The following is a 24,256-nucleotide window of genomic DNA, read 5'->3' on the forward strand; positions in this document are numbered from 1 at the left end:
CACACTCTAAAAGTCGCTTGATTCATTATAGGAGCAGTTCTTTGCTGGTTGAAGCTCCCCAAGCGCTACTGACGGGTCCCTCCGGGCACAGGGTGTTCAATTGAGCAAGAAAGTCTTCCCTGCTCACGCTGTGAGCGCCGAGACTGAATAAGTGATCGGTCGGCATCTGGCAGTCAATCAACTCAAAGCCCCAGGCCTCAAGCTGGGTTACCAGATGAACGAAGGCTATTTTAGAGGCGTTGGTGCGGCGGCTGAACATGGATTCGCCGAAAAAAACCTTGCCCAGTGCCAGGCCGTAGAGCCCGCCAACCAGTTGTTCTTGCTCCCAGACTTCAACCGAGTGGGCGATGCCCAGTTGATGTAGCTTGCGGTAGGCCTGCTGCATCTCTTCGGTGATCCAGGTCGCGTCGGTGTAATCGCGAGGTTCGGCGCAGCCGCGCAGCACTTCGGCAAAGGCGCTGTCCATACTCAGTCGGAACGGGTTGTGTTTGAGCTGCTTGCGCAGGCTGCGCGAGACATGTAGTTGCCGAGGCAGGAGTACGGTACGCGGGTGCGGGCACCACCAGAGCAAGGGTTGGCCATCCTGATACCAGGGAAATATGCCGCAGCGGTAGGCCTTGATAAGCCGGGCAGGGGACAGGTCGCCGCCAACAGCTAGCAAGCCGGGCGGCTCATCGAGTGCCAGCGCCGCAGGCGGAAACTCCAGATTCTGTTCGTCTAGCCAGGTCAGTTGCAGCATGGGGCGCCTGATAGTAGTGAGCCAAAAGCGTGATTCGCCGGGCACAAGGTTTTAAACGGTTTATCAAGAAGCTGATATAAGCTGTTGTCATCTATGAATATAGTTCCATAATATGATGGAACGCAAACCACTCCATGTGGTCAAGCAATATACTCTCGGCACTCACTTTCCATCAGCATGGTGGCAGTGGTTGTGAATTCCGCGGCAGGACATCGTACAATGACCAGCTGACCAACGATGGAAGCATCCGTTTTGAAGGATAACAAAGCTCGAACAACGCTGCCGGTATGGCGTGAACAGTTGACCTATCGTCTTCGCGAGGGCGCACTGCTGGCGATGATCGCCCTGTGTCTGTACCTGTGTATGGCGCTGTTTACCTATCAGACTTCAGACCCGGGCTGGACCCGCAGCGGTGATGTTGATCAAGTGGGCAACGCGGCCGGTAGCATGGGCGCGTGGATCGCCGATGTGCTGCTGCTGGTACTCGGCTATCTGGCCTACCTGTTTCCGCTGATTGTTATGGTCAAGGTCTGGCAAATGTTCCGCCGGCGGCATTTGCCGTTTATCTGGAACGGTTGGCTGTTTTCCTGGCGGCTTATTGGTTTTCTGTTGACCTTGTTTGCAGGTACCGCACTGGCGGCCCTTCACGGGACAGCCCCTGACTCTTTTCCAGAAGGCGCTGAGGCGGGTGGGGTACTCGGTGAGTTGCTGTCTGATCTGTCAACGCCGGTGCTTAACATGCAAGGCAGCACGCTGCTGTTTCTGACGTTGTTTCTGTTCGGGTTAACCTTGTTTACCAATCTGTCTTGGTTCAAGGTCATGGAGTTGACCGGCCGTATCACGCTGGACTTTCTCGATTTGCTCAAGCGCGCCTGGCAGAGCTGGCGTGCGCGCCGCGCCTCTTCGGAGGTTGAGCGCGACCTACCTGGGCGGCCTAAAAATCCACCGCCGCGTAGCGAACCGGTTTTCAGTCCTGCCGAGCAACGTCAGGCCGAAGCGTCCCGCGCGCAACGCCATGAATCACTGGCCAAGCATGTGGCATCGCGCGAGAACCGCCAGCCACCCGAAATAGTGCCGTTGGACACCAAGCCGGCGGAGCCGAGCATTCGCTTGAACAAGGAAAAGCAATCTAAATTGTTCAGCGATTCGGTAGAGCCTGGTTCGTTGCCACCGATTTCCTTGCTTGACCCTGCGAGCAAGAAGCAGAAGGGGTTTTCCGCCGAGTCGCTGGAGGGAATGTCGCGCCTGTTGGAGCTAAAGCTCAAAGACTTTGGGGTCGAGGCTGAAGTTGAAAAAGTCCAGCCAGGCCCGGTGATTACCCGATTTGAAATCCAGCCTGCGGCCGGGGTGAAGGTTAGCAAAATTTCCAATCTGGCCAAAGATCTGGCTCGTTCGCTGGCGGTGATCAGTGTGCGGGTGGTAGAAGTGATTCCTGGCAAGACTACGGTAGGCATTGAGATACCCAACGAGGACCGCGAGATTGTTCGGCTCTCGGAGGTGTTGCAGACGCGCGAATTTGATGAGGCGACTTCACCCGTCACGCTGGCGCTGGGGCATGATATTGGTGGTCATCCGGTAATGGCCGATTTGGCCAAGATGCCGCACTTGTTGGTGGCGGGCACGACGGGTTCAGGTAAGTCGGTGGGCGTGAACGCCATGCTGCTGAGCATTCTGTTCAAGTCGCCTCCGGAAGAAGTGCGGCTGATCATGATCGACCCGAAAATGCTTGAGCTCTCCATTTACGAGGGTATTCCGCACCTGCTGGCGCCAGTGGTTACCGATATGAAAGAGGCGGCTAACGCACTGCGCTGGTGTGTGGCTGAGATGGAGCGGCGTTACAAGCTGATGGCGGCCATGGGCGTGCGTAACCTCGCGGGTTTCAACCGTAAGGTAAAAGACGCGGAAAAGGCTGGCACGCCGTTGACCGATCCGCTGTTTCGGCGCGAGTCGATGGAAGATGTGCCTCCGGAACTAGAAACGCTGCCGGTGATCGTAGTAGTGATCGATGAATTTGCCGACATGATGATGATTGTGGGCAAGAAGGTTGAAGAGTTGATTGCACGGATCGCCCAGAAAGCGCGGGCAGCGGGTATTCACCTGATTTTGGCTACGCAGCGTCCGTCGGTTGACGTTATTACCGGCCTGATCAAGGCGAATATTCCAACCCGGATGGCCTTCCAGGTATCCAGCAAGATCGATTCGCGCACTATTCTGGATCAGGGTGGTGCGGAGCAACTGTTAGGTCATGGCGATATGCTCTACATGCCACCGGGCACCAGTTTGCCGGTGCGCGTACATGGCGCCTTTGTCTCGGATGAAGAGGTCCACCGCCTGGTGGACGAGTGGAAGAAGCGCGGCGCGCCCAATTACATTCAGGACATCCTTGATGGTGCTGACGATGGGGCTGGCAGTGGCTTTGACACATCTGGTGGTACGGGCGGTGGTGACAGCGAGGAAGATGCGCTGTATAACGAAGCACTGCGGTTTGTCTGTGAAAGCAGAAGAGCGTCGATCTCGGCAGTGCAGCGCAAGCTGAAGATCGGTTATAACCGCGCAGCAAGGATGATCGAAGCCATGGAGATGGCCGGGGTTGTAACCTCGATGAATACTAATGGCTCGCGTGAGGTCATCGCACCGCCACCGGTGCGCGACTGAGCGGGCCGATGCCCAATGACGCTCAATAGAGCTCGGAGAACGCACTCTGCCATGTTGAAAAGCCTTTTTCGTCACAGCCTCGCGGCGCTTTGCCTGTTCAGCCTGCCAGCAATGGTCATGGCTGATGAGGAAGCCGCTGCGCAGCGTCTGAATACATTATTGTCCAACGCCAGCACCATGACTGCGGACTTTTCCCAGATGACGCTCAGCGCCAACGGCGCGAGCATGCAAGAGACTACCGGCACCCTGGCGCTCAAGCGCCCGGGCATGTTCCGCTGGCATACTGATGCACCAGCCGAGCAGGAGCTGGTATCCAATGGCCAGAAAATCTGGCTGTATGACCCGGATCTGGAACAGGTCACCATCCAGGAGATGGATCAGCGTCTGACCCACACCCCGGCACTGTTGTTATCGGGTGATGTCAGCAGCTTGCAGGAAAATTTCACCATTACCTGGCAAGACTCGGGCAATGTGATCGACTTCACCCTGACACCTAAGGTTAATGACACGCTGTTCGATAGCCTGCGTCTGTCCTTCCGTGACGGGGTTATCAACGATATGCAGATGAGTGACGCCGTCGGCCAGCGCACTAACATCCTGTTCCAGGATGTAGAGCTGAATCAACGTTTGGACGATGACCAGTTCACCTTCGCCATTCCTGACGGGATCGACGTCATCAGTGAGTAAGGACGGGCTGTTCCCGGAGCACAAACCCCATCAACCGCTGGCCGCCCGCATGCGGCCGGCCAGCCTGGAAGAGTACTCGGGGCAGGCGCATTTGCTGGGTGCCGGCCGGCCGCTGCGGGTGGCACTGGAGCAGGGCGCGCTGCACTCAATGATCTTCTGGGGTCCGCCGGGGGTGGGCAAGACCACACTGGCGCGCTTGATCGCGACGCTGGCCGATGCGCATTTCGTCACGCTCTCGGCCGTTATGGCTGGGGTCAAGGATATCCGCCAGGCAGTTGATCTGGCGCGCCAACAGGCTTCGCAGAATGGCCGCCAGACCATCCTCTTTGTTGATGAAGTGCATCGCTTTAACAAGGCGCAGCAGGATGCTTTTCTGCCCTACGTGGAAGACGGCACGCTGTTGTTTATCGGCGCAACGACGGAAAACCCCTCCTTCGAATTGAACAACGCGCTGCTCTCGCGGGCGCGGGTCTACGTGCTCAAGTCGCTGGATGCGGAGGCGCTGGGCGGCTTGCTGGACAGGGCGCTAGCGGATAACGAAAGAGGCCTGGGCGGGCACCGGTTAACGATCAGCAGCGAGGCCAAGCAGATCCTGCTTGAGGCTGCCGATGGTGATGCGCGCCGCGTATTGAATCTGCTGGAAATCGCCGCCGACCTGGTCGAAGACGGTGGCATCATCGATACCGCGCTGGTTAGCGATCTGCTCAATGACAGCCGGCGGCGCTTCGACAAGGGCGGCGAAGCCTTTTACGACCAGATATCCGCGCTGCACAAGTCCGTTCGCGGTTCCAACCCCGATGCCTCCTTGTATTGGTTCGCGCGTATACTCGACGGCGGCTGTGACCCTCTGTATATAGCCCGCCGAGTGGTGCGCATGGCCAGTGAAGATATCGGCAATGCCGATCCGCGCGCGCTGACCTTGTGTCTGAATGCCTGGGATGTGCAAGAGCGTCTGGGTAGCCCGGAAGGCGAGTTGGCGGTGGCGCAGGCCATCGTTTATCTGGCCTGCGCGCCCAAGAGCAATGCCGTATATAGCGCATTCAATGCGGCGATGAAGGATGTCGCCAGCCAGACCTCGCACGAGCCGCCGCTGCACCTGCGCAATGCGCCGACCAAACTGATGAAAGAGCTGGGTTACAGCCAGGGCTATCGCTACGCGCACAATGAGCCGGAAGCTTATGCCGCCGGGGAGGATTATTTTCCTGAAGCCTTGGAGCCGAGGCGTTATTATAATCCGGTCAATAGAGGGCTGGAGTTGAAGATCGGGCAGAAGCTGCAGTATCTGCGCAGCCTGGACGCAGCCAGCCCGATGCAAAGGAGGCAGTTACCGGATGTTAAGTAGCGTCTTGGCCATAGCAGTGGGTGGATCCATGGGGGCATTGGCCCGGTTCGGTGTGGCGCACTGGGCCATGGCTACCTGGCCAAAGGCATTTCCGCTAGCCACCTTTGCGGTCAACCTGATCGGTTGCCTGTTGATAGGTATACTCTACGGCTTGTGGCTGCATCGTCCGGAATTTTCGCCGTTGCTGCGCCAGGGCCTGTTTATCGGTTTCCTCGGCGCCTTTACCACGTTTTCGACCTTTTCCCTCGATGCCCTGCGGCTGATGGAAAACGGTGAGGCCTTATTGGCCATTGGATATATTCTGCTCAGCGTGTGCGTTTGCCTGCTCGCCACCTGGGCCGGCCTGGCAGTGACTCGATAGTCAGCCGGGCTGCAACCCGTAACCATAAGATGATGACCCATGCTTGATGCAAAACTGCTTCGTACCCAACCTCAATTGGTCGCTGAACGTCTCGCCACCCGTGGTTTTACCCTGGATGTCGCGCAGCTGGAAGGCCTGGAGACACGTCGCAAGACGGTTCAGACCCGCACGGAAACCCTGCAAGCCGAGCGCAATAGCCGCTCCAAGGCGATTGGCCATGCCAAAGCCAAGGGTGAGGATATTCAACCTCTGCTGGCAGATGTGGAGCGCATGGGTGGCGAGTTGAGCGAGGCCAAGCAGGAGCTGGAGAGCATTCAGGCTGAACTGGATGCGTTGATGTTGACCATGCCCAATCTGCCGGAGGACGATGTGCCGGTGGGCAAGGATGAAGACGATAACGTCGAGATCCGCCGGTGGGGCACGCCGCGTGAATTTGATTTTGCCGTTCAGGATCACGTCGCTCTGGGCGAGCAACATGGTTATCTGGACTTTGAAACCGCTGCCAAACTCTCCGGCGCACGTTTCGCGCTGATGCGCGGGCCGATCGCCCGCCTGCATCGGGCCCTGGCGCAATTTATGCTCGACTTGCACGTCAACGAGCACGGTTATGAAGAATTCTATACGCCCTATCTGGTGCAGGCCGAGGCTTTGCACGGCACCGGGCAGTTGCCGAAATTCGAGGCTGATCTGTTCAAGGTACCGCGTGGAGAGGGTCAGAGTGATCTGTATCTGATCCCCACCGCTGAAGTGACGCTGACCAATATCGTCAGCCAGAGCATTCTGGCCGCCGATCAACTGCCGATGAAGATGACCGCGCACACAGCCTGCTTTCGCAGCGAAGCAGGTTCAGCCGGGCGCGACACGCGCGGGATGATCCGCCAGCACCAGTTCGATAAGGTCGAAATGGTGCAGATAGTGCGCCCGCAAGATTCGGCTGCAGCGCTGGAGGAGCTGACTGGGCATGCGGAAAACATCCTCAAGCTGCTCAATTTGCCTTACCGGGTGCTGGCCCTGTGTACGGGTGATATGGGCTTCGGTGCGACCCGGACCTATGACCTGGAAGTGTGGATTCCCACCCAGGACAAGTACCGGGAAATTTCTTCCTGCTCCAGCTGCGGTGATTTTCAGGCGCGCCGCATGCAGGCGCGCTGGCGCAATCCGGAAACCGGCAAGCCAGAGTTGGTGCATACCTTGAACGGCTCAGGTTTGGCCGTGGGCCGTACTTTGGTAGCCATTCTGGAGAACTACCAGCAGGCCGACGGTAGCATCAGCGTGCCTGAGGTGCTGCGCCCCTACATGGCCGGCCTGGAAACGATCGGCTGATATGGAATATTTGCCGCTGTTTCATAATCTGCAAGGCCGCTGGGTGCTGGTTGTCGGCGGGGGCGAGATTGCCCTGCGCAAATCGCGCTTGTTGGCCGAGTCGGGTGCCGTGTTACGGGTAGTGGCGCCGAAAATCGAGACGCCATTGCGCACATTGGTCGAACAGGGCGGTGGTGAATGTGTGCTGCGTGGTTATCAGTCTGATGACCTGGCCGGGGTTCACCTGGTTATCGCGGCGACCGACGACGAGCCGCTTAACGCGAGGGTATCTGCCGACGCCCAGGCGCGCTTTGTGCCGATCAATGCGGTGGATGCACCGGATTTGTGTACGGTTATTTTTCCGGCCATTGTTGATCGCTCGCCGTTGATCATCGCTGTGTCCAGTGGCAGCCATGCACCGGTGCTGGCGCGTTTGACCCGCGCACGCATCGAGACGTTATTCCCCCATACCTATGGCCAGTTGGCGCAGTTGGCCAAACGCTTTCGCAGTCAGGTCAAGGCGGCGTTTCCGCAAATCAATCAGCGCCGGGTATTCTGGGAAAAGGTGTTTCAGGGGGATATCGCCGAGCGCATTTTCGCCGGCCAGGATCAGGCGGCGGAAAGCCTGTTGGCGAGTCGCCTGACCGAGCAAGCCGGGCAGCAGTATGTGGGCGAGGTCTACCTGGTGGGTGCTGGGCCCGGCGATCCGGATCTGCTGACCTTTCGTGCACTGAGGCTGATGCAGCAGGCTGATGTAGTGCTCTATGATCGCCTGGTGCCGACTGCGATTATTGATCTGTGCCGCCGCGATGCGGAACGAATCTACGTGGGCAAAGCCCGTGCTGAGCATGCAGTACCGCAGGAGCAGATCAACCAACTATTGGTACGCCTTGCCCGCGAGGGTAAGCGGGTACTGCGCTTGAAGGGCGGGGATCCATTTATTTTTGGTCGGGGTGGGGAAGAGATCGAAGAGTTGGCGGCGCACGGTATACCTTTCCAGGTGGTGCCGGGTATTACCGCAGCCAATGGCTGTTCGGCCTACGCTGGTATCCCCCTGACTCACCGTGATTATGCCCAATCCGTGCGCTTCGTTACCGGCCATCTCAAAGATGGCACTACCAACCTGCCATGGGCGGATCTGGTCGCGCCCGGTCAGACGCTGGTGTTCTATATGGGGCTGGTCGGGTTGCCAGACATCTGTCAGCAATTGATCAAGCATGGGCGCGCTGCAGACACGCCTATGGCGCTCATCCAACAGGGTACGACGGCTAATCAGAAAGTGCTGATTGGTTCCTTGAGTAGCCTGCCGGGCCTGGTTGCTAGTGTCGAGATCAAGCCGCCAACCCTGTTGATTGTTGGCGAGGTAGTAAAACTGCACGGCAAGCTGAAATGGTTTGCACCGGAACAGGTGGAAGGCGAGGCTAAGGGTGTGCTGAATCAGACTGCAGAGCAGGGCGACAGAGCAGGCTGAGCGGGAACAAGGCGGCACTAAAGTAGTAGACAGGCGCGCGTGGCTGTTTGATATCATTCCGCGCCCGCTAAGGGCCGGCTATGATGCCATCATTGAAACGGAGTTCTTTCCCTGTCTACTCTTGGCTTGTTGAATCCAATGACGTCCTCCTGTGATGTTCGAATCAGCGACCTTGGGCTTGGCCGCATCATCTGCTGGCTGTGCTGCTTACTCAGCAGCTATTGTCTGGCGGGGCAGGCGGCGGCTGCGGATCTGCGTATTGCAGATGACAGCAGCTATGCGTTATCTGGTCATTTTGTCTCATTAAGAAACGCTGGTCCGGAATTGACTCTGGCGCAAGCGTTGGCACGAAACGATGAATTCAACGGCGCCAATGCTCAATCCCTGTCTGCTACCAACTTTGGCCTGACCCGCGATGAGGTATGGCTGCATCTGGAGTTCACTACTTCGGACTCGGTCCCCGAGCGCTGGTTGCTGGAAGTGGCGCATGCCTCATTGGATCGGGTTGACTTGTATTTTTCCGAGCAGCATGGCGAATATCAGCACCAACATGCGGGTGATCTTTTACCTTTTTCAGCCAAGACGTTACCGCACAGGCACCACCTTTTTGAACTTGATTTGCGCCCCGACCAGCAATATAGCTTGTACCTGCGCGTCACCTCTCAAGGTACGCTCTCAGTTCCGGTGACGCTATGGCAGCCAGATGCGCTCTGGGTCAGTGACCAAATCAGTTATTCATTCCTGAGCTTGTATTACGGGCTGGCGTGCGGGCTGCTGATCTATAACCTGTTTCTTTTCTTCTCGCTGCGCGAAAAACTCTACCTTATCTATGTCGCCTTTGTGGCCTTCCTGGCATTGGGGCAGGCTGGGCTAGCGGGGCTGGTCGGGCAGTTTATTTGGCCGAACAATGCATTGCTGACCCATCTCTCGCCTACCGCCGGCGTTTCGTTGGCGGGGTTATTTGGGGCCATTTTTGTCCAGCGTTTTCTCGGTGGTACGCCGCGCCGCATGAAGATGCATTGGGTCATGCCCTTGATTGGCATAATGTTCACGCTGACGTTTCTGTGTACGTTGTTCGTTTCCTATTTTGCTGGCGCGCTGGCGGTGAATATCACCTCACTGATGTTCGCCTTCACGGCCTTGATCATGAGCGGTGTGAGCTTGTATTGGCGGTGCCCTGGTGCGCGGTTCTTCGTATTGGCGTGGATAGCTTTGCTCGTCAGTATTCTGGTCATGGCGCTGCACAATCTGGGGGCATTGCCGTCCAATGCGTTCACTGCCAATGCCTTGCTATTTGGCTCTGCGGCGGAAATGCTGTTGTTGTCACTGGCGCTGGCCGACCGCATCAATAGTATCCAACATGCGCAAGATATGGCGCAGCAGGAAGCGCTCGCAGTCAACCGCGACATGCTCAGCGCTTTGCGTGACAACGAGCGGCAGTTAGAGACTCGGGTGGCTGAGCGTACGTTGGCGTTGGAGGCGGCCAATGTGCAGTTGCAGCAAAGTAAGAAATTGCTGGAGCAGCAGGCCAACCACGATGCTTTGACCGGCTTGGCAAACCGCAAGTTGCTCAATGACCGGCTGGATGGCGCCCGGTTAAGGGCTAAACGTAACCACAGCAGCTTCGCTCTGATGATGATAGACCTTGACTGGTTCAAGGCGATTAACGATCAGCATGGACATCCTGCCGGGGATCGCGTGCTGATCGAAGTAGCCAATCGACTCAAGGCTGTTCTGCGCGATGTTGATACCGTAGCGCGGGTGGGCGGGGATGAGTTTGTACTGGTTATCGAGTCGGTGGCCAATCATGAAGCCCTGACAATGATTCGCCACAAGGTGTTGCAGACGGTTCTGCAGCCGATTCACCTGAATGCAGATGTTTGGGTGTCGGTAGGCATGAGTATCGGCGCTGCCATGTACCCCGATGATGCCCAGGATATTGATCTGCTATTCAGCGTGGCGGACCGCGCAATGTATTCAGCCAAGCCGATGCGACCGATGAATGCCAGATAAGCTGCGCTCTGTCATGATGGCTCTGAACTCACGGTTGGAGGAAAGCGTATGCGGCGTAAACTGGTGGTCAAGCGTGGTCACAAGGCTGGGTCAGCACCGGGTACGCTGATCCACATCGGGCCTCCGCGCGCAGATCAGCCGGCTATTCGGGTTATCGAGTATAACCAGCACGAAATATCTGATCGGCTGATCCAGACGGCTGGTGATTATATTGTACGTAACGGTGATCACGTCGCCTGGCTGAATGTTGACGGTGTGCACCAGGTAGAGGTCATCGAGGCACTTGGCCGGGCGTTTAATCTGCATCCACTGGTGATGGAGGATATTCTCAGTATTGATCAGCGGCCCAAGGTCGAGGATTACGAAGGATATCTGTATCTGGTCATGCGTGTTCTGCGTTATGACGTGACCAGTCATGAGATCCAGTCCGAGCAACTTAGCCTGATTCTGGGCGACGGTTTCCTACTCTCGCTGCAAGAGCTGCCCGGCAATCTATTCGATGGGATTCGTAGCCGTCTGCAGGAAGGGCGTCAGATCCGCTCTATGCAGGCTGATTATCTCGCCTATGCACTACTTGATGCGGTAGTGGATCAATACTTCCTGGCGCTGGAGCATTTGGGTGATCAGATTGAGGCCCTTGAAGACGAGCTGATTGAGCGGGCTCAGCCTTCTACGCTGACGCGGATTCACCACTACAAGCGCGAGATGCTGATGTTGCGCAAGGCGGTCTGGCCACTGCGCGAGGTGCTCAGCCGCCTATCTCGTGATGAGAGCCCTTTGATCAGTGCCGAAACCCGCCTCTTCTTGCGCGATGTCTATGACCATACGATCCATGTTATGGATACCGTCGATACCTTGCGCGAACTGCTGGTTGGTATGCTCGATTTGTACCTTTCCAGTGTCAGTAACCGCATGAACGAGGTGATGAAGGTGCTGACCATTATCGCCACGCTGTTTATGCCACTGACCTTTATCGCTGGTGTTTATGGGATGAACTTTGAGGTGATGCCAGAGCTGGGTTGGCGCTGGGGTTACCCTGCAGTGATGGTGGCGATGCTGGGAATTTCAGCTGGGCTGCTGGTGGCTTTTCGCCGCCGCGGATGGATATAGGTTGTAGGGTATTTTAAACTGCCGATGCGGATCACTTGACCGCATTCATGAATCTGAAGGGGGGCAGTCATGCGCGCGCATTATCTCCAACATGCTGATTTTGAGCGCTTGGGCAGTATTCGCCCCTGGTTGGAAAGCCGGGGTTACCGCATTACCTGCACGCGCCTGCATCTGGATGAGGCGCTACCGCCGCTGGGTGACATTGACCTGTTGGTGATCATGGGTGGGGTGATGAGTGTGAACGACGAGCAGGAGCACGCCTGGCTTGTTGCCGAGAAGGCGTTCATACGCAGTGCAATAGATCATGGCCTTGCGGTGCTGGGCGTATGCCTGGGGGCGCAGCTGATTGCCAATGTGATGGGCAGCCGGGTCTGGCCCAACAGCATGCGTGAAATTGGCTGGTTTCCAATTCAGGCTATTGATCACGGGCGTGAGGACGTATTTAGTTTTCCGGAACAGATCAAAGTGCTGCATTGGCATGGTGAGACCTTTGAATTGCCGCCTGACGCAATTCACCTGGCCAGCAGTGGCGCTTGCCACCATCAGGCCTTTCAACTCGGTGACCGGATCATTGGTTTGCAATGTCACCTTGAATCTACCCCGTCGCAGGTCAAGGCGTTTGTGGAGGCCACGCCGGTCGCTGAGCTGGAGCCGGAAGAGTGGGTCCAGTCGCCTGAACACTTGCTGAGCATTCCTGATGACGAGCTGGAGCAGGCAACGGTATTAATGGGCGAGGTGCTGGATTATCTGCACCGCCAAAGGAGTGTCTCTTGAACAAAGCAGGATTACTCATCAGCTTATTGGCATTTGTGCTGGTGGGATGCGTGAAGCTACCGGATCGGGTTGAGCCGATCAGCGGGTTCGAGCCCAGTCGCTATCTGGGTACCTGGTATGAAATTGCTCGATTGGATCATTCCTTCGAAGAGGGCCTGAGCAGGGTGACGGCTGAATACAGTCTGCGCGATGACGGCGGTATCAGGGTCCTTAATAGGGGGTATTCGCAAGAGAAAGGCGAGTGGCAAGAGGCCGAGGGCAAGGCGTACTTTGTTGAAAATGAGCAGACCGGTTACCTGAAAGTGTCGTTTTTTGGCCCTTTCTACGGTGCTTACGGCATCTTCGGGCTGGATCAGGAGAACTACCAGCATTCCTGGGTTTCCGGCCCGAATACGGACTATCTATGGCTCCTGGCCCGCGAGCCGCAGATCGCCGAGGAAGACAAGCAGGCTTTCGTCAAGCGCGCGACGGAGCTGGGTTTTAATACCGACAAATTGATCTGGGTAGAACACGAGTAACAGGGCTGTATTGATAGGGCCGGGCCAGACCAGGCGATGCTGTCCTGGCGCAGCCCGGTCAGCAGGCGCTTAGTCGATTAAAGCGCCATTGATGATGGCGCGTAGTTCCTGGCGAATCTGATAGGTTGAAGACGGTATCAACTGTGTCAGGAAAATCATTAGCAGGTCCTCCTGCGGATCGATAAAGAAATTGGTGCTGGCCATGCCGCCCCAACCGTATTCGCCCACGGACCCATTCGTTTGCGATTTGGCCACATCGGTTTTTACCGAGAAGCCCAGGCCAAAGCCGGAGCCTTCATAGGGTGTCTCGCTGAAAGCACCCACGGAAACGCCAGGCAGGTCCTGATTGCCCGGCAAGTGATTCAGACGCATAAATTCCAGGGTCTTGCGTCCGATGATCCGGGCACCCTGATATTCGCCGCCATTGGCTAGCGCCTGCGCAAAACGGTAGTAATCATCCATGCTGCACACCAGGCCGCCGCCGCCAGACAGATACCCGTGTGGGCGGGTAAAGGCGGAATGGGCGGGATCGTCCTGCAAACTGAACCGGTCACCGGGCTGGTACTGATAGCAGGCTGCCAAGCGCTCAATCTTGTCGACAGGGACGGTAAAGGCAGTGTCGATCATGCCCAGCGGCTTGAATACATGCTCGGCCAGGTACTCATCCAGACTCAGGCCAGATAACACCTGAACCAGATAGCCGACCACATCGGTGGAGACCGAGTAGTTCCAGGCCGAGCCCGGAGAAAACTCCAGCGGCAGGCGTGAGAGTTCATCCACCAGCCGCTCCAGCGTGTGTCCGGTGCCACCATCGAGTTTTAAGGCCCGGTAAGCGGCATCCACATTGGTGCGGTTCATAAAGCCGTAGGTCAGGCCGGATTGATGCGTTAGCAGGTCACGAATGCTCATCGGCCGCTGCGCTGCAGTGGTTAAAAACTGCGGGTGAATGCCAGACTTGTAAACGCGCAAATTTGCCCACGAGGGAATATATTTGTGTACCGGCTCGTCGAGCAGGAAACGACCTTGCTCATACAGCTGCATCAGCGCGATGGAGGTGACCGGTTTGGTCATCGAGTAGATGCGGAACAGGGTGTCGCGCTGTAGCGGTTTATTGCGCTCTACATCCATCAAGCCCTGGGCGTGCAGATAGGTGATTTCACCGCGCCGGGCAACCAGGGTCATTGCGCAGGGCAGTTTGCCGGGCTGCAGGTAAGCGCGGTCGAGGTGATCGGCTATGCGCGAGAGTCGCTGAGTGTCCATTCCGGCAATCACGGTAGAGCAGGGCGTATGGCTATTCATGAGCTATCCATTGGCTATGCTGATAAACGTCGATCTTACCGGTTACAGCGCCGTTTGGGTGAGCGCAATGACGCCGAAAATGTTGCCCTATTCAGCCGACGTCGGCGACGACGCTGTGCACCAGATAGAGCTTGCGCAAGCTAGGGGTGGTGAGCACGAAAGGATAAATGTCGGGTTGCCCCATACTACGGGCCAACACATTCAGCACGCTGCTAAGCTGCACCCAGCGATTGATAAAAGCCAGAAACGCCTCCTGATCATCATTGCCCCGCGCGCAGCCTTCCAATTGGCTACGGTGGAACTCATCAATGTGCAGTTTGAGCGTATCCAAGCGAATACCGAAATCCAGCGCCACATTGAGCGTATCGGTCATATGCAGATAGTGCGCCCAAGTCTCTGCCCAGTCTTCCCAGGGATGCGACGCGGCGTAGCTGCTGATAAAGCGCTGATGCCAGTCTGCTGGCGGGCCTTGATAGTAATGCTGCTGTAGCGCTTGCTTGTAGTCCAGACGCTCGTCACCAAACAAATCGCGAAATACCGGCAGCCAGGGCGTATCCATGACCAGGCGATCCCAGTAGTAATGACCTGACTCGTGACGAAAATGTCCGAGCATGGTGCGGTAAGGCTCGTGCATGTTCTGCCGCACCGTTTCGCGATGTGCGGGGTCGGCCTCTTCAATATTGAGCGTAATCACACCGTCCATATGGCCGGTGAGTATGGCTGGCCCACCGGGCAACTGGCGCAGTAGCTCGAAGCCGAGGCCTTGTTTCGGATCCAGTTTTTTCGACACGGTGGGCAGGCCGAGCATGATCAGTTGGGCAATCAGCCGACGTTTGGCCTGTTCGGTGGTCAGCCAGTAATCGGCGTTACGGTCAATGCTCAGATCCGGAATGGTCAGGTTTAACGAACAGGCCACACAAAAAGGTGCAGTTTCCTCATTGCTGACCAACCAGTTGCATTGCGCTGCACTTTGGCGGTGCTGGCACAGCCTGAAAGACTGGCCTGCCAAGGGCCCATCAGAACGGATTACCCATTTGTCGCTATTGGGCTCCTGCTCGATGCTGCAGAGCATGCCCTGTTCTGGATGATAGGCCAGCGCCGAACCGCAGCGCAGGCAGAATTGGTTGTCGAAAAAAACTGCTTGGCCGCACCGGCAACGCTGGACGTGGCCGTTAGGGTGATAATCGAACAACTGACTACCATCACTGCGCTGAACCAATTGATCAAAATAGCTCATGGGTGAATATCCATGAAGGGATGCTCCGACCTGGGTGCCGGAGCGGGCAGGTCATTGCTCCTGTGATTGGGTTGCCTCTTCCGGTTCGGCAAAATAGGTTTTGCGAATGGCGTCGTGCAGTTCGGTGAAGTCGATCTGAATCTCGTCCACAAAGGCATGCAGCAGATCCGGCTCGGCTGCCATACGTATGATCTCCGCTTCGGCAATATGTTTCCTACAGGTTTCAACTTCGTCCAATGCCAGCTCGTGCATAGGCAGATTTTTTAGCGCGATAGCCAGCCTTTCTAGGCTACAGGCCACTGCACGAGGGAACATCCGGTCCTGCAGCAGAAATTGCAACACGTCTGGGCCACGAATGCGCAGACGCACATGTTGACGATACATCTGAAAGCCGCTGAGCGATTTGAGTACACTCATCCATTGCAGGTTTTCAAATGGCGTCAGGTCCTCTGGGCTGCGAGGTAGCAAGTTGGCCGAACGCACGTCGATAATCCGGGTGGTCATATCGGCACGTTCTAGTTGCCGGCCGATCATCAGGAAGGTGCGTGCCGTGGTGTAGCTGAGCATGCCTTCGACCAGGCCGTTCACGGTCTGACAGCTGCGGATCACGCGATTGAGAAAGGCGTCGCGACGCCTGGGCGTAATCCCGGCTTCAACCTGTTCCTGAACACTAAGGTATAACTGGTTGATTTCTTCCCATATTTCCCTCGGAATTACCTCTCGAGTGGTACGCAAGTTTTCCCGCGCGCCAGCCAGGGAACTGATGATTGACCCGGAGTAGCGGCGGTCGCCGCACATGAACGACAGCACGCTGGCCTCATCGCGTGTTTCATAGTGCTCGTCAAACAATTCGCCGTTGCCGGTGATGGCGATGATTTCCGACCAGCCGAGCCTGGTAGAGCTGGGCAGGTCGAGCAATAGGTGGCTATTGACGCTCAGCAGGCGAGCTGTGTCTTCGGCCCTTTCAATGTAGCGAGCCAGCCAGTAGATATTTTCCGCAACTCTTGAAAGCATGATCAGTTCCCCGCCATGTCGACGATCCAGGTGTCTTTACTGCCGCCACCCTGAGACGAGTTGACCACCAGTGAGCCTTTGGTCAACGCAACGCGGGTCAGGCCGCCGGTGGTCACCCACGAGGTCTCGCCGGAGAGGATGAAAGGGCGTAGATCAACATGCCGCGGTTCAACGCCGTTTTCGCACAAGGTAGGTGAGGTAGAGAGCGCTAAAGTAGGCTGAGCCATATAGTTGCGTGGATCGGCCTTGATCAATTCAGCGAACTTGTCCTGCTCCTTTTTCGTCGAGTGTGGCCCTATCAGCATGCCATAGCCACCGGACTCATTAGCCGGTTTGACTACCAGCTTGTCGAGGTTTTCAAGCACATACTTGCGGTCGTCGTCGAACATGCACAGGTAGCTGGGGACGTTCGGCAACAGCGGTTCCTGATCGAGATAGTACTTAATGATCGCGGGAACGAATGCGTAGACCACCTTGTCGTCGGCAACCCCAGCTCCTGGTGCGTTAGCCAGCGCCACAGTACCCTTGCGCCATGCGCGCATCAGGCCTTTGACGCCCAGGGCCGAATCAGGATTAAACACTTCAGGATCGATAAACAGGTCATCAACGCGGCGGTAAATCACGTCCACCCGACTCAAGCCATCAATGCGGCGCATATATACGCAGTCATCGTCACCGACTACCAGATCGCTCCCTTCAACCACTTCCACACCCATTTGTTGGGCCAGATAAGCGTGCTCGTAATAGGCCGAGTTGTAGATGCCTGGCGTCAGAATGACGATGCAGGGGTCGTCGCCAGGACGCGGCGACATGGACGCGAGCATGTCGTACAGCTGCGAGGTGTAATCATCCACCGGCTGAATGCGCCCGGTGGCGAACAAGTCCGGCAGCACCCGCTTGGTGACATTGCGGTTTTCCAGCATGTAGGAAACGCCGGACGGAATGCGCAAATTGTCTTCCAGCACATAGAGGGTGCCGTCACTATCGCGCACCAGATCAGAACCGCAAATATGCGCCCAGACATTGTGGGGTGGGTGGACGCCTACGCATTGCGGTCTGAAGTTGACCGACTTGGCCAAAATCTCGGCAGGAAAAACTTTGTCCTTGATGACTTTCTGGTCGTGGTAGAGGTCATCAATAAACATGTTCAGCGCCTGCACCCGCTGCTTCAAACCCGCTTCGGTCTTCTGCCATTCGGCCAAAGGGATAATGCGCGGCACAATATCGAACGGCCAGGCGCGGTCGATCATATTGCCTTCGGTATACACCGTGAAGGTAATGCCCATCAGTTGGATGGCGACCTCAGCTGCGGTCTTGTGTTCGCTCAGTTCTCGCGCATCCAGATCGGCAAGGTACTGGCATAACATGGCCGCCTCCGGCCTTGCCTGTCCGGAAGCAGTGATGAGTTCGTCAAAAAAACCCTTTGAGGCGTAGTCTTCCCAATTAACTTTGCTCATTAAGCCACTCTTGTGTGCTGGGGTGATGGGTCGAAACGCTGCAATTGCTATACCAGACTAATACGCTATCACCCGTTTAGCCATTGGATTTGATGTTAGAGGATGGGGTATCCACTATGATTGTCATACTGCTTTTAACCAAAAGGGTTATCCTCGCAATAGACCCAATAGCTTCAAAAGAGTTTTATTCAGCGCGCTTGGCACAGGCGTTGCTTCGCTCTTGGGCTCACCTTGACATTGCACCGGGAAACGATTCATGACTATTCGTGTAGCACTGAGACATAGCACTCGTTATGACTTCGACAAGGCGGTAGCGGTGGCAGCACACCATATTCGTTTGAAACCCGCGCCGCATTGCCGTACGCCCATCGACGCCTACAGCTTGAAGATTGAGGGGGGAGAGCACTTTATCAACTGGCAGCAGGACCCTTTCGGCAACCATGTTGCGCGGGTCGTATTCCCGGAAAAGATCGACCATCTTTATGTGGATGTAGAGCTGATAGTCCCGATGACGGTGGTTAATCCCTTTGATTTTTTTGTTGAGGATTATGCCGAGCAGATCCCCTTTGAATACCCCAAGGCCTTGAGCAAGGAATTGGGTCCCTATCTTGAAAAGAATGAGCCGGGTCCGCTGCTCGCGGCCTGGCTGGCAACAGTAAGCAAGGAGCCGCGGTCAGTCGCGGACTTCCTGGTGTCGATTAATCAGCGTTTGTCACAAGATGTCGAGTATTTGATCCGGATGGAGCCGGGGGTGCAGAGTGCCGAAGAGACGCTAACCTTGCAGCGTGGCTCATGCCGCGATACGGCCTGGTTACTGGTGGAAATCTTTCGGCAACTGGGCCTGGCCGCACGTTTTGTGTCGGGCTACTTGATCCAGCTTACGGCTGACGTAAAAGCCCTCGACGGTCCCTCCGGCACCGAAGTGGACTTTACCGATCTGCACGCCTGGACTGAAGTATTCATACCGGGTGCGGGCTGGATCGGGCTGGATCCCACCTCCGGGCTGTTTGCTGGTGAAGGTCATATCCCCCTGGCTGCCACACCAGAACCTTCCAGCGCTGCGCCCATTACCGGCGCTTCAGATCCGTGCAAGGTGGAATTCGATTTCAAGATGAGCGTAACGCGCGTCCATGAAGATCCGCGCGTGACCAAACCCTATACCGAAGAAGAGTGGGCACGAATCGACGCGCTGGGCGATCAGGTAGATAAGCAGCTTGAAGCCTTGGACGTACGCCTGACCATGGGTGGCGAGCCCACTTTTGTGTCGGTTGATGATATGGATGCACCAGAATGGACCATTGCCGCGCAGGGACCGACCAAAAGAGGGCTGGCCGAGAAGCTGCTACGGCGTTTGCGCCCGCATTACGCCCCGCATTCGCTAATGCATTACCAACAGGGCAAATGGTATCCCGGTGAACCGTTGCCGCGCTGGGCGTTGGCCTGTTACTGGCGGCGTGACGGCAAACCCATGTGGCAGGATGACCAGTGGCTGGCCGATGTGGAGAAGGATTATCAGCTTGGTGAGAAGGACGTGCAGCGTTTTGCCGCCGAGCTGGTGAAACGGCTGGAGTTGGACGAGCGTTACCTGATCCCCTGTTTTGAAGACACCTACTATTACCTGTGGCTTGAGCAACAGCAGCCCAGCGACGTCAAGCTGAGCGATGAAGAGCTGCAGGACGATGAAAGCCGCGCCAGACTGGTGCGGCTACTAGAACGCGGGCTGGACAAGATGAGCGGCTTGGCGTTGCCCTTGGCGCGGGATCTGACCACGCAGCGCTGGCAGAGCAGTCGCTGGCCGGTGCGTCGGGAAAACCTCTATCTGGTTCCCGGCGACTCGCCCATGGGCCTGCGTTTGCCTTTGTCGGCACTGCCGCTACGCAAGCTTGATGAGCCCCAGCCCCGTTCGCTTTTTGATGCACCGCCAGCGTTGCCGGATGTGCACGGCGAAGTAGCTAGCCGTTATAGTGAAATTCAGGCGGCGGGTGACAAGGCCGAAGGCCGGCATCACCAGGCAGCCGGTCAGGATTGGCAAGAGCAGTTGCCGGATCTGAGTGAAGAGGGGGTCATAGGTACGGCGCTATGCCTGGAAGAGCGAGATGGAAAATTGTTCATCTTCCTGCCGCCGCTGGCTCAGCTCGAGGAGTATCTTGAGCTGCTGGCGTCTATCGAACATACCGCAGCACACCTGAAAATGCCGGTTTGCATAGAGGGCTATGCACCGCCGTCAGACACGCGCATCGAGAAGTTCATGATCACGCCGGACCCGGGGGTGATCGAAGTTAACGTGATGCCTGCATCCAACTGGCGCGATCTGGTCGACAACACGCATATTCTGTATGAACAGGCTCGCCTGACCAGGCTAGGTACCGAGAAATTCATGCTTGATGGCCGCCATACCGGAACCGGGGGTGGCAACCATGTCACGCTGGGGGGCAAAACACCCGCCGATTCACCGTTCCTGCGTCGCCCTGACTTGCTGGCTAGCATGCTGACCTTCTGGCAGCATCATCCGAGCCTGTCGTATCTGTTTTCCGGCTTATTCATCGGCCCCACCAGCCAAGCGCCAAGGGTGGATGAGGCGCGCCATGAAGCGCTGTACGAACTGGAAATAGCGCTGTCGCAGATGCCCGAAGGCGAGGTGCCCCGGCCCTGGTTAGTGGACCGCCTGCTGCGGCATTTGTTGACCGATATCACCGGTAATACCCACCGTGCAGAATTCTGTATCGACAAACTCTATTCCCCCGATACCGCCACCGGGCGGCTCGGCTTGCTCGAGCTGCGCGGTTTTGAAATGCCGCCGCATGCGCAGATGAGTCTGATGCAGCAATTGTTGATCCGGGCGCTGGTCGCGCGCTTCTACGCCAAACCCTATCGTAAGCCACTGGTACGCTGGGGCACTGCACTACATGATCGCTGGATGATGCCGCATTTTATCTGGCAGGACCTGCGCGATGTGATTGCTGACCTGAATACCCATGGCTTCGCGTTTGAAGCGCAATGGTTTGCGCCATTTCTGGAATTCCGCTTCCCGCATTGCGGCGAAGTGCGCTACGACGGTGTGGGCATGGAGTTGCGTCAGGCGATCGAGCCCTGGCACGTGTTGGGTGAAGAGGTCAGTGGTGGCGGTACTGCCCGCTACGTGGATTCTTCAGTCGAACGCATGGAAGTGAAGGTCAGCGATTTCAATCCGGCGCGCCACGTGCTGACCTGTAACGGCTACAAGGTGCCTTTGCAGTTCACCGGCATCCCGGGGGAGGGCGTGGCTGCGGTACGCTATCGCGCCTGGCAACCGCCGTCGGCCATGCATCCGATGATTGAAGTGCACGCGCCTCTGGTGTTTGATCTGGTCGATAGCTGGAATAATCGCTCTTTGGGTGGCTGTACCTATCACGTGGTGCACCCGGCCGGGCGCAATTATGACACCTTCCCGGTCAATGCCAATGAAGCCGAAGCCCGCCGCATGGCCCGCTTCTGGTCGCATGGTCATACTCAGGGGCCGATTAACCGGATTGAACAGGCGCCCGGCCAGGAGTACCCGCATACTCTCGACCTGCGACGTGCTGCCGTACCTGCCTCTGGTCTATAATGGCTATTTGGTACAGCGCACAGGCGCCCGCTTCGGGCGCCGTTCAGGAATAATCTCATGCAGTTACCAGGTAGTCTGGATCCATCGCTCAAACAATTTCTCGGAGATTATTCGCGGGACCCTTCCACAGGGCGGCCTGGGCATCATAGCCAACACGACGAATTACTCGACCTGGATGGGCAGCCGCGTGCGCAGTGGCAGGCTCTGATGAATGAGTTTTCTGCGCTGGGTGCTGACTTTCTGGTCAGTCGCAGCGAGGAAGCACAGAACCTGTTGCACGAGAACGGCGTCACTTTCAATCCCTATGAGGATGATCCAGGGCAACTGCGCTCCTGGCAGCTCGACTGCCTGCCATGGGTGATCAGCACCCAGGAGTGGCAAGGGCTGGAAGCGGGACTCAAGCAGCGCAGCCGTCTGTTAGAGCACTTGCTTGACGATCTGTATGGCCATCGTAATGTGATCAATGAAGGGCTTCTGCCGCCGGAACTGGTATTCACTCACCCTGCTTACCTGTTCGCCGCCGCTGATTCGCCCTCCCAGCTGGAACGGCCGCTGCTGATTTTTCATGGCACAGATCTGATTCGCGATGAGCAAGGGCAATGGCTGGTACTTGGGGATTGGACCCAGTCGCCATCCGGTGCGGGTTACGCACTGGAGAACCGGATTACGCTGGCGCGCGCGCTGCCAAGCATCTATCGGGAAGCGCCAATCAGTCGTCTGGCCGGCTTTCACCAGGCGCAGCACCGCTGTCTGGCCGGGTTGGCCGGCTCCGGTCGTGAGCAGCCCAATATCGTGTTGTTATCTCCGGGACCAGGCAGCCCCGGCTACTTTGAACATGCGTGGCTGGCCAACTACATGAACTTCTCGTTGGTCGAGGGTGACGACCTGGTAGTGCGTGAAGGCCAGGTGTCAGTGCGTACCCTCGGAGGTTTGACTCAGGTTGATGTGATTGTCCGGCAGATCAATGATCCCTGGTGTGACCCGCTGGAGCTGCGCCCGGACTCGTTATTGGGCGTTCCGGGGCTGTTGCAGGCTGCGCGTAATGGTGAGGTGCGTATTGCTAATGCCCTGGGCGCGGGCATTCTTGAGCACCCGGCACTCGCTGCGTTTCTGCCTGGCCTGTGCCAGCGGCTACTCGGGGAGACTCTGCTGCTACGCTGCCGTGAAACGCTCTGGTGTGGGAATGCCGAAGGCCTGGCGCAGGTCAGTCAATCTCTGGACGAATGGGTGCTGCGCGATATCAGCCAGCCGAACCAGGCTTTCAGGGCCGATCAGATGAGCCTGGAGGCCATTCAGCGATTACGCCTTGACCTGCATCAGCGGCCTTATCTATTCACCGCCCAGAAGCCGCTGGTTTCATCGGTCACTCCCGGCTTCAATCCGCAGACCAAAAAGCTCGAACGCCAACACGCCACGCTACGCTTTTTCAGTCTGGTCGAGCCGGATGATCTCGGCAAACCAGTGCACGAGCGTCACTTTCGCGTGATGCCCGGCGGGTTGGCCTGGGTTGGTGAACCGGGGGCGCCATTGATGCAGAGCCGTACGGTCAAGGATGTGTGGGTCCTGGCGCCGGTCCCGCAGCCACACATCAGCATGTTGCGGCAGGCTCAGGGCCCGATAGTGGTCACCCGTGATGGCAAGGATCTGCCATGCCGAGTTGCGGAGAGCATGTTCTGGATGGGCCGCTACGGCGAACGGCTGGATACCCGCGCCCGACTATTACGCGAGGCGCTGGGGCGTCTATTGCAGGATGACCGGCACGAAGCCACGAACAATATTCTCCAAGACCTGCTTGCAGCGCTGGATATCAGTCTCGATCCGGAAACCTTGGAAGACGAGATTGAAGCCGCGCGCGGGCATGCGCGGTTCTCTCCCGAATATATCCTCACGCGTGATCGCCTGCTATTGCTGTTTGCTGATGATCAGCCGGAAGGGCTGCCAATGCTTTTCAGTCATTTTGTGCGCAACAGCAGGGCCGTGCGCGATCATCTGGGTGATGACAGCTGGCGCGCGATCAACAGCTTGCGTCAGCGCTTTAACAGCATGCCAAGAACCCGCGGGGTGGTCGTCGGCCAACGGCTTCTGGAAGCCATGGTGCTTGACCTGTCGGCGTTTTTCGGGCTCTGCAATGAAACCATGCCACACCATTATGGCTGGCGCTTTCTTGATATAGGGCGCTTTATCGAGCGCACGCTGGGCAGTCTGCAATTGCTCAAGCTGGCCCTGTTGACTGCAACCCACCCTGGCATACCCTTGTGGGAAGTCGTATTGTCGTCCACCGACAATTTTACCGTGTACCGACGCCGCTACCGCTCGCAACTGCATCCCGCAGCGATTCTCGACTTATTGTTGTTCGATGAAACCAACCCGCGCTCGGTGGGTTACATGCTCAAGCGCCTGGAACGTCAGATTACCCGTTTGCCTACCCAGGGTAATTCGCCTTACCGCAATCTGGAAAAGCGCTTAATCATCGAGGCCACCAGCAAGCTGCACCTGGTGGACATCAATATGCTGGCTGACCTGGAGAACTCCGAAGTGGCCCGCGAAGCGCTTACTCAACTGCTGGATCAACTGATAGAGCCGATGTCAGAGCTATCCAATGCGGTATCACACAGTCATTTCAGTCATGTTGAGCCACCCCGTCAGTTGGTCACCATGCAATACAGCAATAACTCCTGAATAGGGCACCGG

Annotated in this window: 17 protein-coding genes; 12 read left to right on the top strand and 5 right to left on the bottom strand. The window is 57.0% G+C overall.

Annotated features, from left to right (window positions below; genetic code table 11):
- Window positions 1-25: 25 nt before the first annotated feature.
- The gene (gene aat / locus K787_RS0109230) at window positions 26-739 is read right to left on the bottom strand and encodes a leucyl/phenylalanyl-tRNA--protein transferase (RefSeq protein WP_022962514.1); all 714 of its coding nucleotides are present in this window, start codon (window positions 737-739) and stop codon (window positions 26-28) included.
- Between the two features lie 237 nt (window positions 740-976).
- On the opposite strand from aat, the gene K787_RS0109235 reads away from it, so the two are divergent.
- From K787_RS0109235 to K787_RS0109280, 10 genes are all read left to right on the top strand, one after another.
- Window positions 977-3,394 carry a DNA translocase FtsK gene (locus K787_RS0109235; RefSeq protein WP_022962515.1) on the top strand — a complete coding sequence of 806 codons (2,418 nt, stop codon included), beginning with the start codon at window positions 977-979 and terminating at the stop codon, window positions 3,392-3,394.
- A 51-nt stretch (window positions 3,395-3,445) separates the two neighbouring features.
- Entirely contained in the window at window positions 3,446-4,081 is a 636-nt protein-coding gene (gene lolA / locus K787_RS0109240; RefSeq protein ID WP_022962516.1) for an outer membrane lipoprotein periplasmic chaperone LolA, read from the top strand.
- A gap of 49 nt (window positions 4,082-4,130) precedes the next feature.
- Window positions 4,131-5,423 carry a replication-associated recombination protein A gene (locus K787_RS0109245; protein ID WP_052185350.1) on the top strand — a complete coding sequence of 431 codons (1,293 nt, stop codon included), beginning with the start codon at window positions 4,131-4,133 and terminating at the stop codon, window positions 5,421-5,423.
- A complete protein-coding gene (gene crcB, locus K787_RS0109250) occupies window positions 5,413-5,784 on the top strand; it encodes a fluoride efflux transporter CrcB (RefSeq protein WP_022962518.1) in 372 nt (123 codons plus the stop codon). Before K787_RS0109245 ends, crcB begins: the two co-directional genes overlap by 11 nt.
- A gap of 39 nt (window positions 5,785-5,823) precedes the next feature.
- Complete coding sequence (gene serS, locus K787_RS0109255; protein WP_022962519.1) at window positions 5,824-7,107, top strand: serine--tRNA ligase; 1,284 nt, start codon at window positions 5,824-5,826, stop codon at window positions 7,105-7,107.
- A 1-nt stretch (window position 7,108) separates the two neighbouring features.
- Window positions 7,109-8,557: a siroheme synthase CysG gene (gene cysG, locus K787_RS22685; protein ID WP_022962520.1), complete on the top strand. Its 1,449-nt coding sequence runs from the start codon at window positions 7,109-7,111 to the stop codon at window positions 8,555-8,557.
- A gap of 138 nt (window positions 8,558-8,695) precedes the next feature.
- Window positions 8,696-10,570, top strand: a complete 1,875-nt coding sequence (locus K787_RS22690; RefSeq protein ID WP_022962521.1) for a diguanylate cyclase — start codon at window positions 8,696-8,698, stop codon at window positions 10,568-10,570.
- Window positions 10,571-10,618: 48 nt separating this feature from the next.
- Entirely contained in the window at window positions 10,619-11,680 is a 1,062-nt protein-coding gene (gene corA / locus K787_RS0109270) for a magnesium/cobalt transporter CorA (RefSeq protein ID WP_022962522.1), read from the top strand.
- A gap of 69 nt (window positions 11,681-11,749) precedes the next feature.
- Window positions 11,750-12,454 (top strand): type 1 glutamine amidotransferase, encoded by a 705-nt coding sequence (locus K787_RS0109275; protein WP_022962523.1) that lies wholly within the window; start codon window positions 11,750-11,752, stop codon window positions 12,452-12,454.
- Window positions 12,451-12,972, top strand: a complete 522-nt coding sequence (locus tag K787_RS0109280; protein ID WP_022962524.1) for a lipocalin family protein — start codon at window positions 12,451-12,453, stop codon at window positions 12,970-12,972. The genes K787_RS0109275 and K787_RS0109280 overlap by 4 nt, the downstream gene beginning before the upstream one ends.
- 69 nt (window positions 12,973-13,041) lie before the next feature.
- On the opposite strand, the gene K787_RS0109285 is transcribed toward K787_RS0109280, so the two are convergent.
- The 4 genes from K787_RS0109285 to K787_RS0109300 all read right to left on the bottom strand — a co-directional run bounded on the left by K787_RS0109285 (window position 13,042) and on the right by K787_RS0109300 (window position 17,979).
- Window positions 13,042-14,271 (bottom strand): serine hydrolase domain-containing protein, encoded by a 1,230-nt coding sequence (locus K787_RS0109285; protein WP_022962525.1) that lies wholly within the window; start codon window positions 14,269-14,271, stop codon window positions 13,042-13,044.
- A gap of 91 nt (window positions 14,272-14,362) precedes the next feature.
- Window positions 14,363-15,508 carry a zinc-binding metallopeptidase family protein gene (locus K787_RS0109290; protein ID WP_022962526.1) on the bottom strand — a complete coding sequence of 382 codons (1,146 nt, stop codon included), beginning with the start codon at window positions 15,506-15,508 and terminating at the stop codon, window positions 14,363-14,365.
- Between the two features lie 51 nt (window positions 15,509-15,559).
- Window positions 15,560-16,522 carry an alpha-E domain-containing protein gene (locus K787_RS0109295; protein ID WP_022962527.1) on the bottom strand — a complete coding sequence of 321 codons (963 nt, stop codon included), beginning with the start codon at window positions 16,520-16,522 and terminating at the stop codon, window positions 15,560-15,562.
- 2 nt (window positions 16,523-16,524) lie between these two features.
- Window positions 16,525-17,979, bottom strand: a complete 1,455-nt coding sequence (locus K787_RS0109300) for a circularly permuted type 2 ATP-grasp protein (RefSeq protein ID WP_022962528.1) — start codon at window positions 17,977-17,979, stop codon at window positions 16,525-16,527.
- A 256-nt stretch (window positions 17,980-18,235) separates the two neighbouring features.
- Between K787_RS0109300 and K787_RS0109305 the strand changes: the two genes are divergently transcribed.
- Window positions 18,236-21,565 (top strand): transglutaminase family protein, encoded by a 3,330-nt coding sequence (locus K787_RS0109305; protein WP_022962529.1) that lies wholly within the window; start codon window positions 18,236-18,238, stop codon window positions 21,563-21,565.
- Window positions 21,566-21,622: 57 nt separating this feature from the next.
- Window positions 21,623-24,244, top strand: coding sequence for a circularly permuted type 2 ATP-grasp protein (locus K787_RS24285; protein WP_022962530.1), 2,622 nt, complete (start codon window positions 21,623-21,625; stop codon window positions 24,242-24,244).
- Window positions 24,245-24,256 lie beyond the last annotated feature (12 nt).

Origin of the sequence: Halopseudomonas pelagia CL-AP6, assembly GCF_000410875.1 — a bacterium.
GTDB lineage: Bacteria > Pseudomonadota > Gammaproteobacteria > Pseudomonadales > Pseudomonadaceae > Halopseudomonas > Halopseudomonas pelagia.

Excerpts from the sequence above, each read along its gene's own strand:
- aat (WP_022962514.1), bottom strand. The coding sequence starts at position 739 with ATGCTGCAACTGACCTGGCTAGACGAACAGAATCTGGAGTTTCCGCCT.
- K787_RS0109235 (WP_022962515.1), top strand. The coding sequence starts at position 977 with ATGGAAGCATCCGTTTTGAAGGATAACAAAGCTCGAACAACGCTGCCG.
- lolA (WP_022962516.1), top strand. The coding sequence starts at position 3,446 with ATGTTGAAAAGCCTTTTTCGTCACAGCCTCGCGGCGCTTTGCCTGTTC.
- K787_RS0109245 (WP_052185350.1), top strand. The coding sequence starts at position 4,131 with ATGCGGCCGGCCAGCCTGGAAGAGTACTCGGGGCAGGCGCATTTGCTG.
- crcB (WP_022962518.1), top strand. The coding sequence starts at position 5,413 with ATGTTAAGTAGCGTCTTGGCCATAGCAGTGGGTGGATCCATGGGGGCA.
- serS (WP_022962519.1), top strand. The coding sequence starts at position 5,824 with ATGCTTGATGCAAAACTGCTTCGTACCCAACCTCAATTGGTCGCTGAA.
- cysG (WP_022962520.1), top strand. The coding sequence starts at position 7,109 with ATGGAATATTTGCCGCTGTTTCATAATCTGCAAGGCCGCTGGGTGCTG.
- K787_RS22690 (WP_022962521.1), top strand. The coding sequence starts at position 8,696 with ATGACGTCCTCCTGTGATGTTCGAATCAGCGACCTTGGGCTTGGCCGC.
- corA (WP_022962522.1), top strand. The coding sequence starts at position 10,619 with ATGCGGCGTAAACTGGTGGTCAAGCGTGGTCACAAGGCTGGGTCAGCA.
- K787_RS0109275 (WP_022962523.1), top strand. The coding sequence starts at position 11,750 with ATGCGCGCGCATTATCTCCAACATGCTGATTTTGAGCGCTTGGGCAGT.
- K787_RS0109285 (WP_022962525.1), bottom strand. The coding sequence starts at position 14,271 with ATGAATAGCCATACGCCCTGCTCTACCGTGATTGCCGGAATGGACACT.
- K787_RS0109290 (WP_022962526.1), bottom strand. The coding sequence starts at position 15,508 with ATGAGCTATTTTGATCAATTGGTTCAGCGCAGTGATGGTAGTCAGTTG.
- K787_RS0109295 (WP_022962527.1), bottom strand. The coding sequence starts at position 16,522 with ATGCTTTCAAGAGTTGCGGAAAATATCTACTGGCTGGCTCGCTACATT.
- K787_RS0109300 (WP_022962528.1), bottom strand. The coding sequence starts at position 17,979 with ATGAGCAAAGTTAATTGGGAAGACTACGCCTCAAAGGGTTTTTTTGAC.
- K787_RS0109305 (WP_022962529.1), top strand. The coding sequence starts at position 18,236 with ATGACTATTCGTGTAGCACTGAGACATAGCACTCGTTATGACTTCGAC.
- K787_RS24285 (WP_022962530.1), top strand. The coding sequence starts at position 21,623 with ATGCAGTTACCAGGTAGTCTGGATCCATCGCTCAAACAATTTCTCGGA.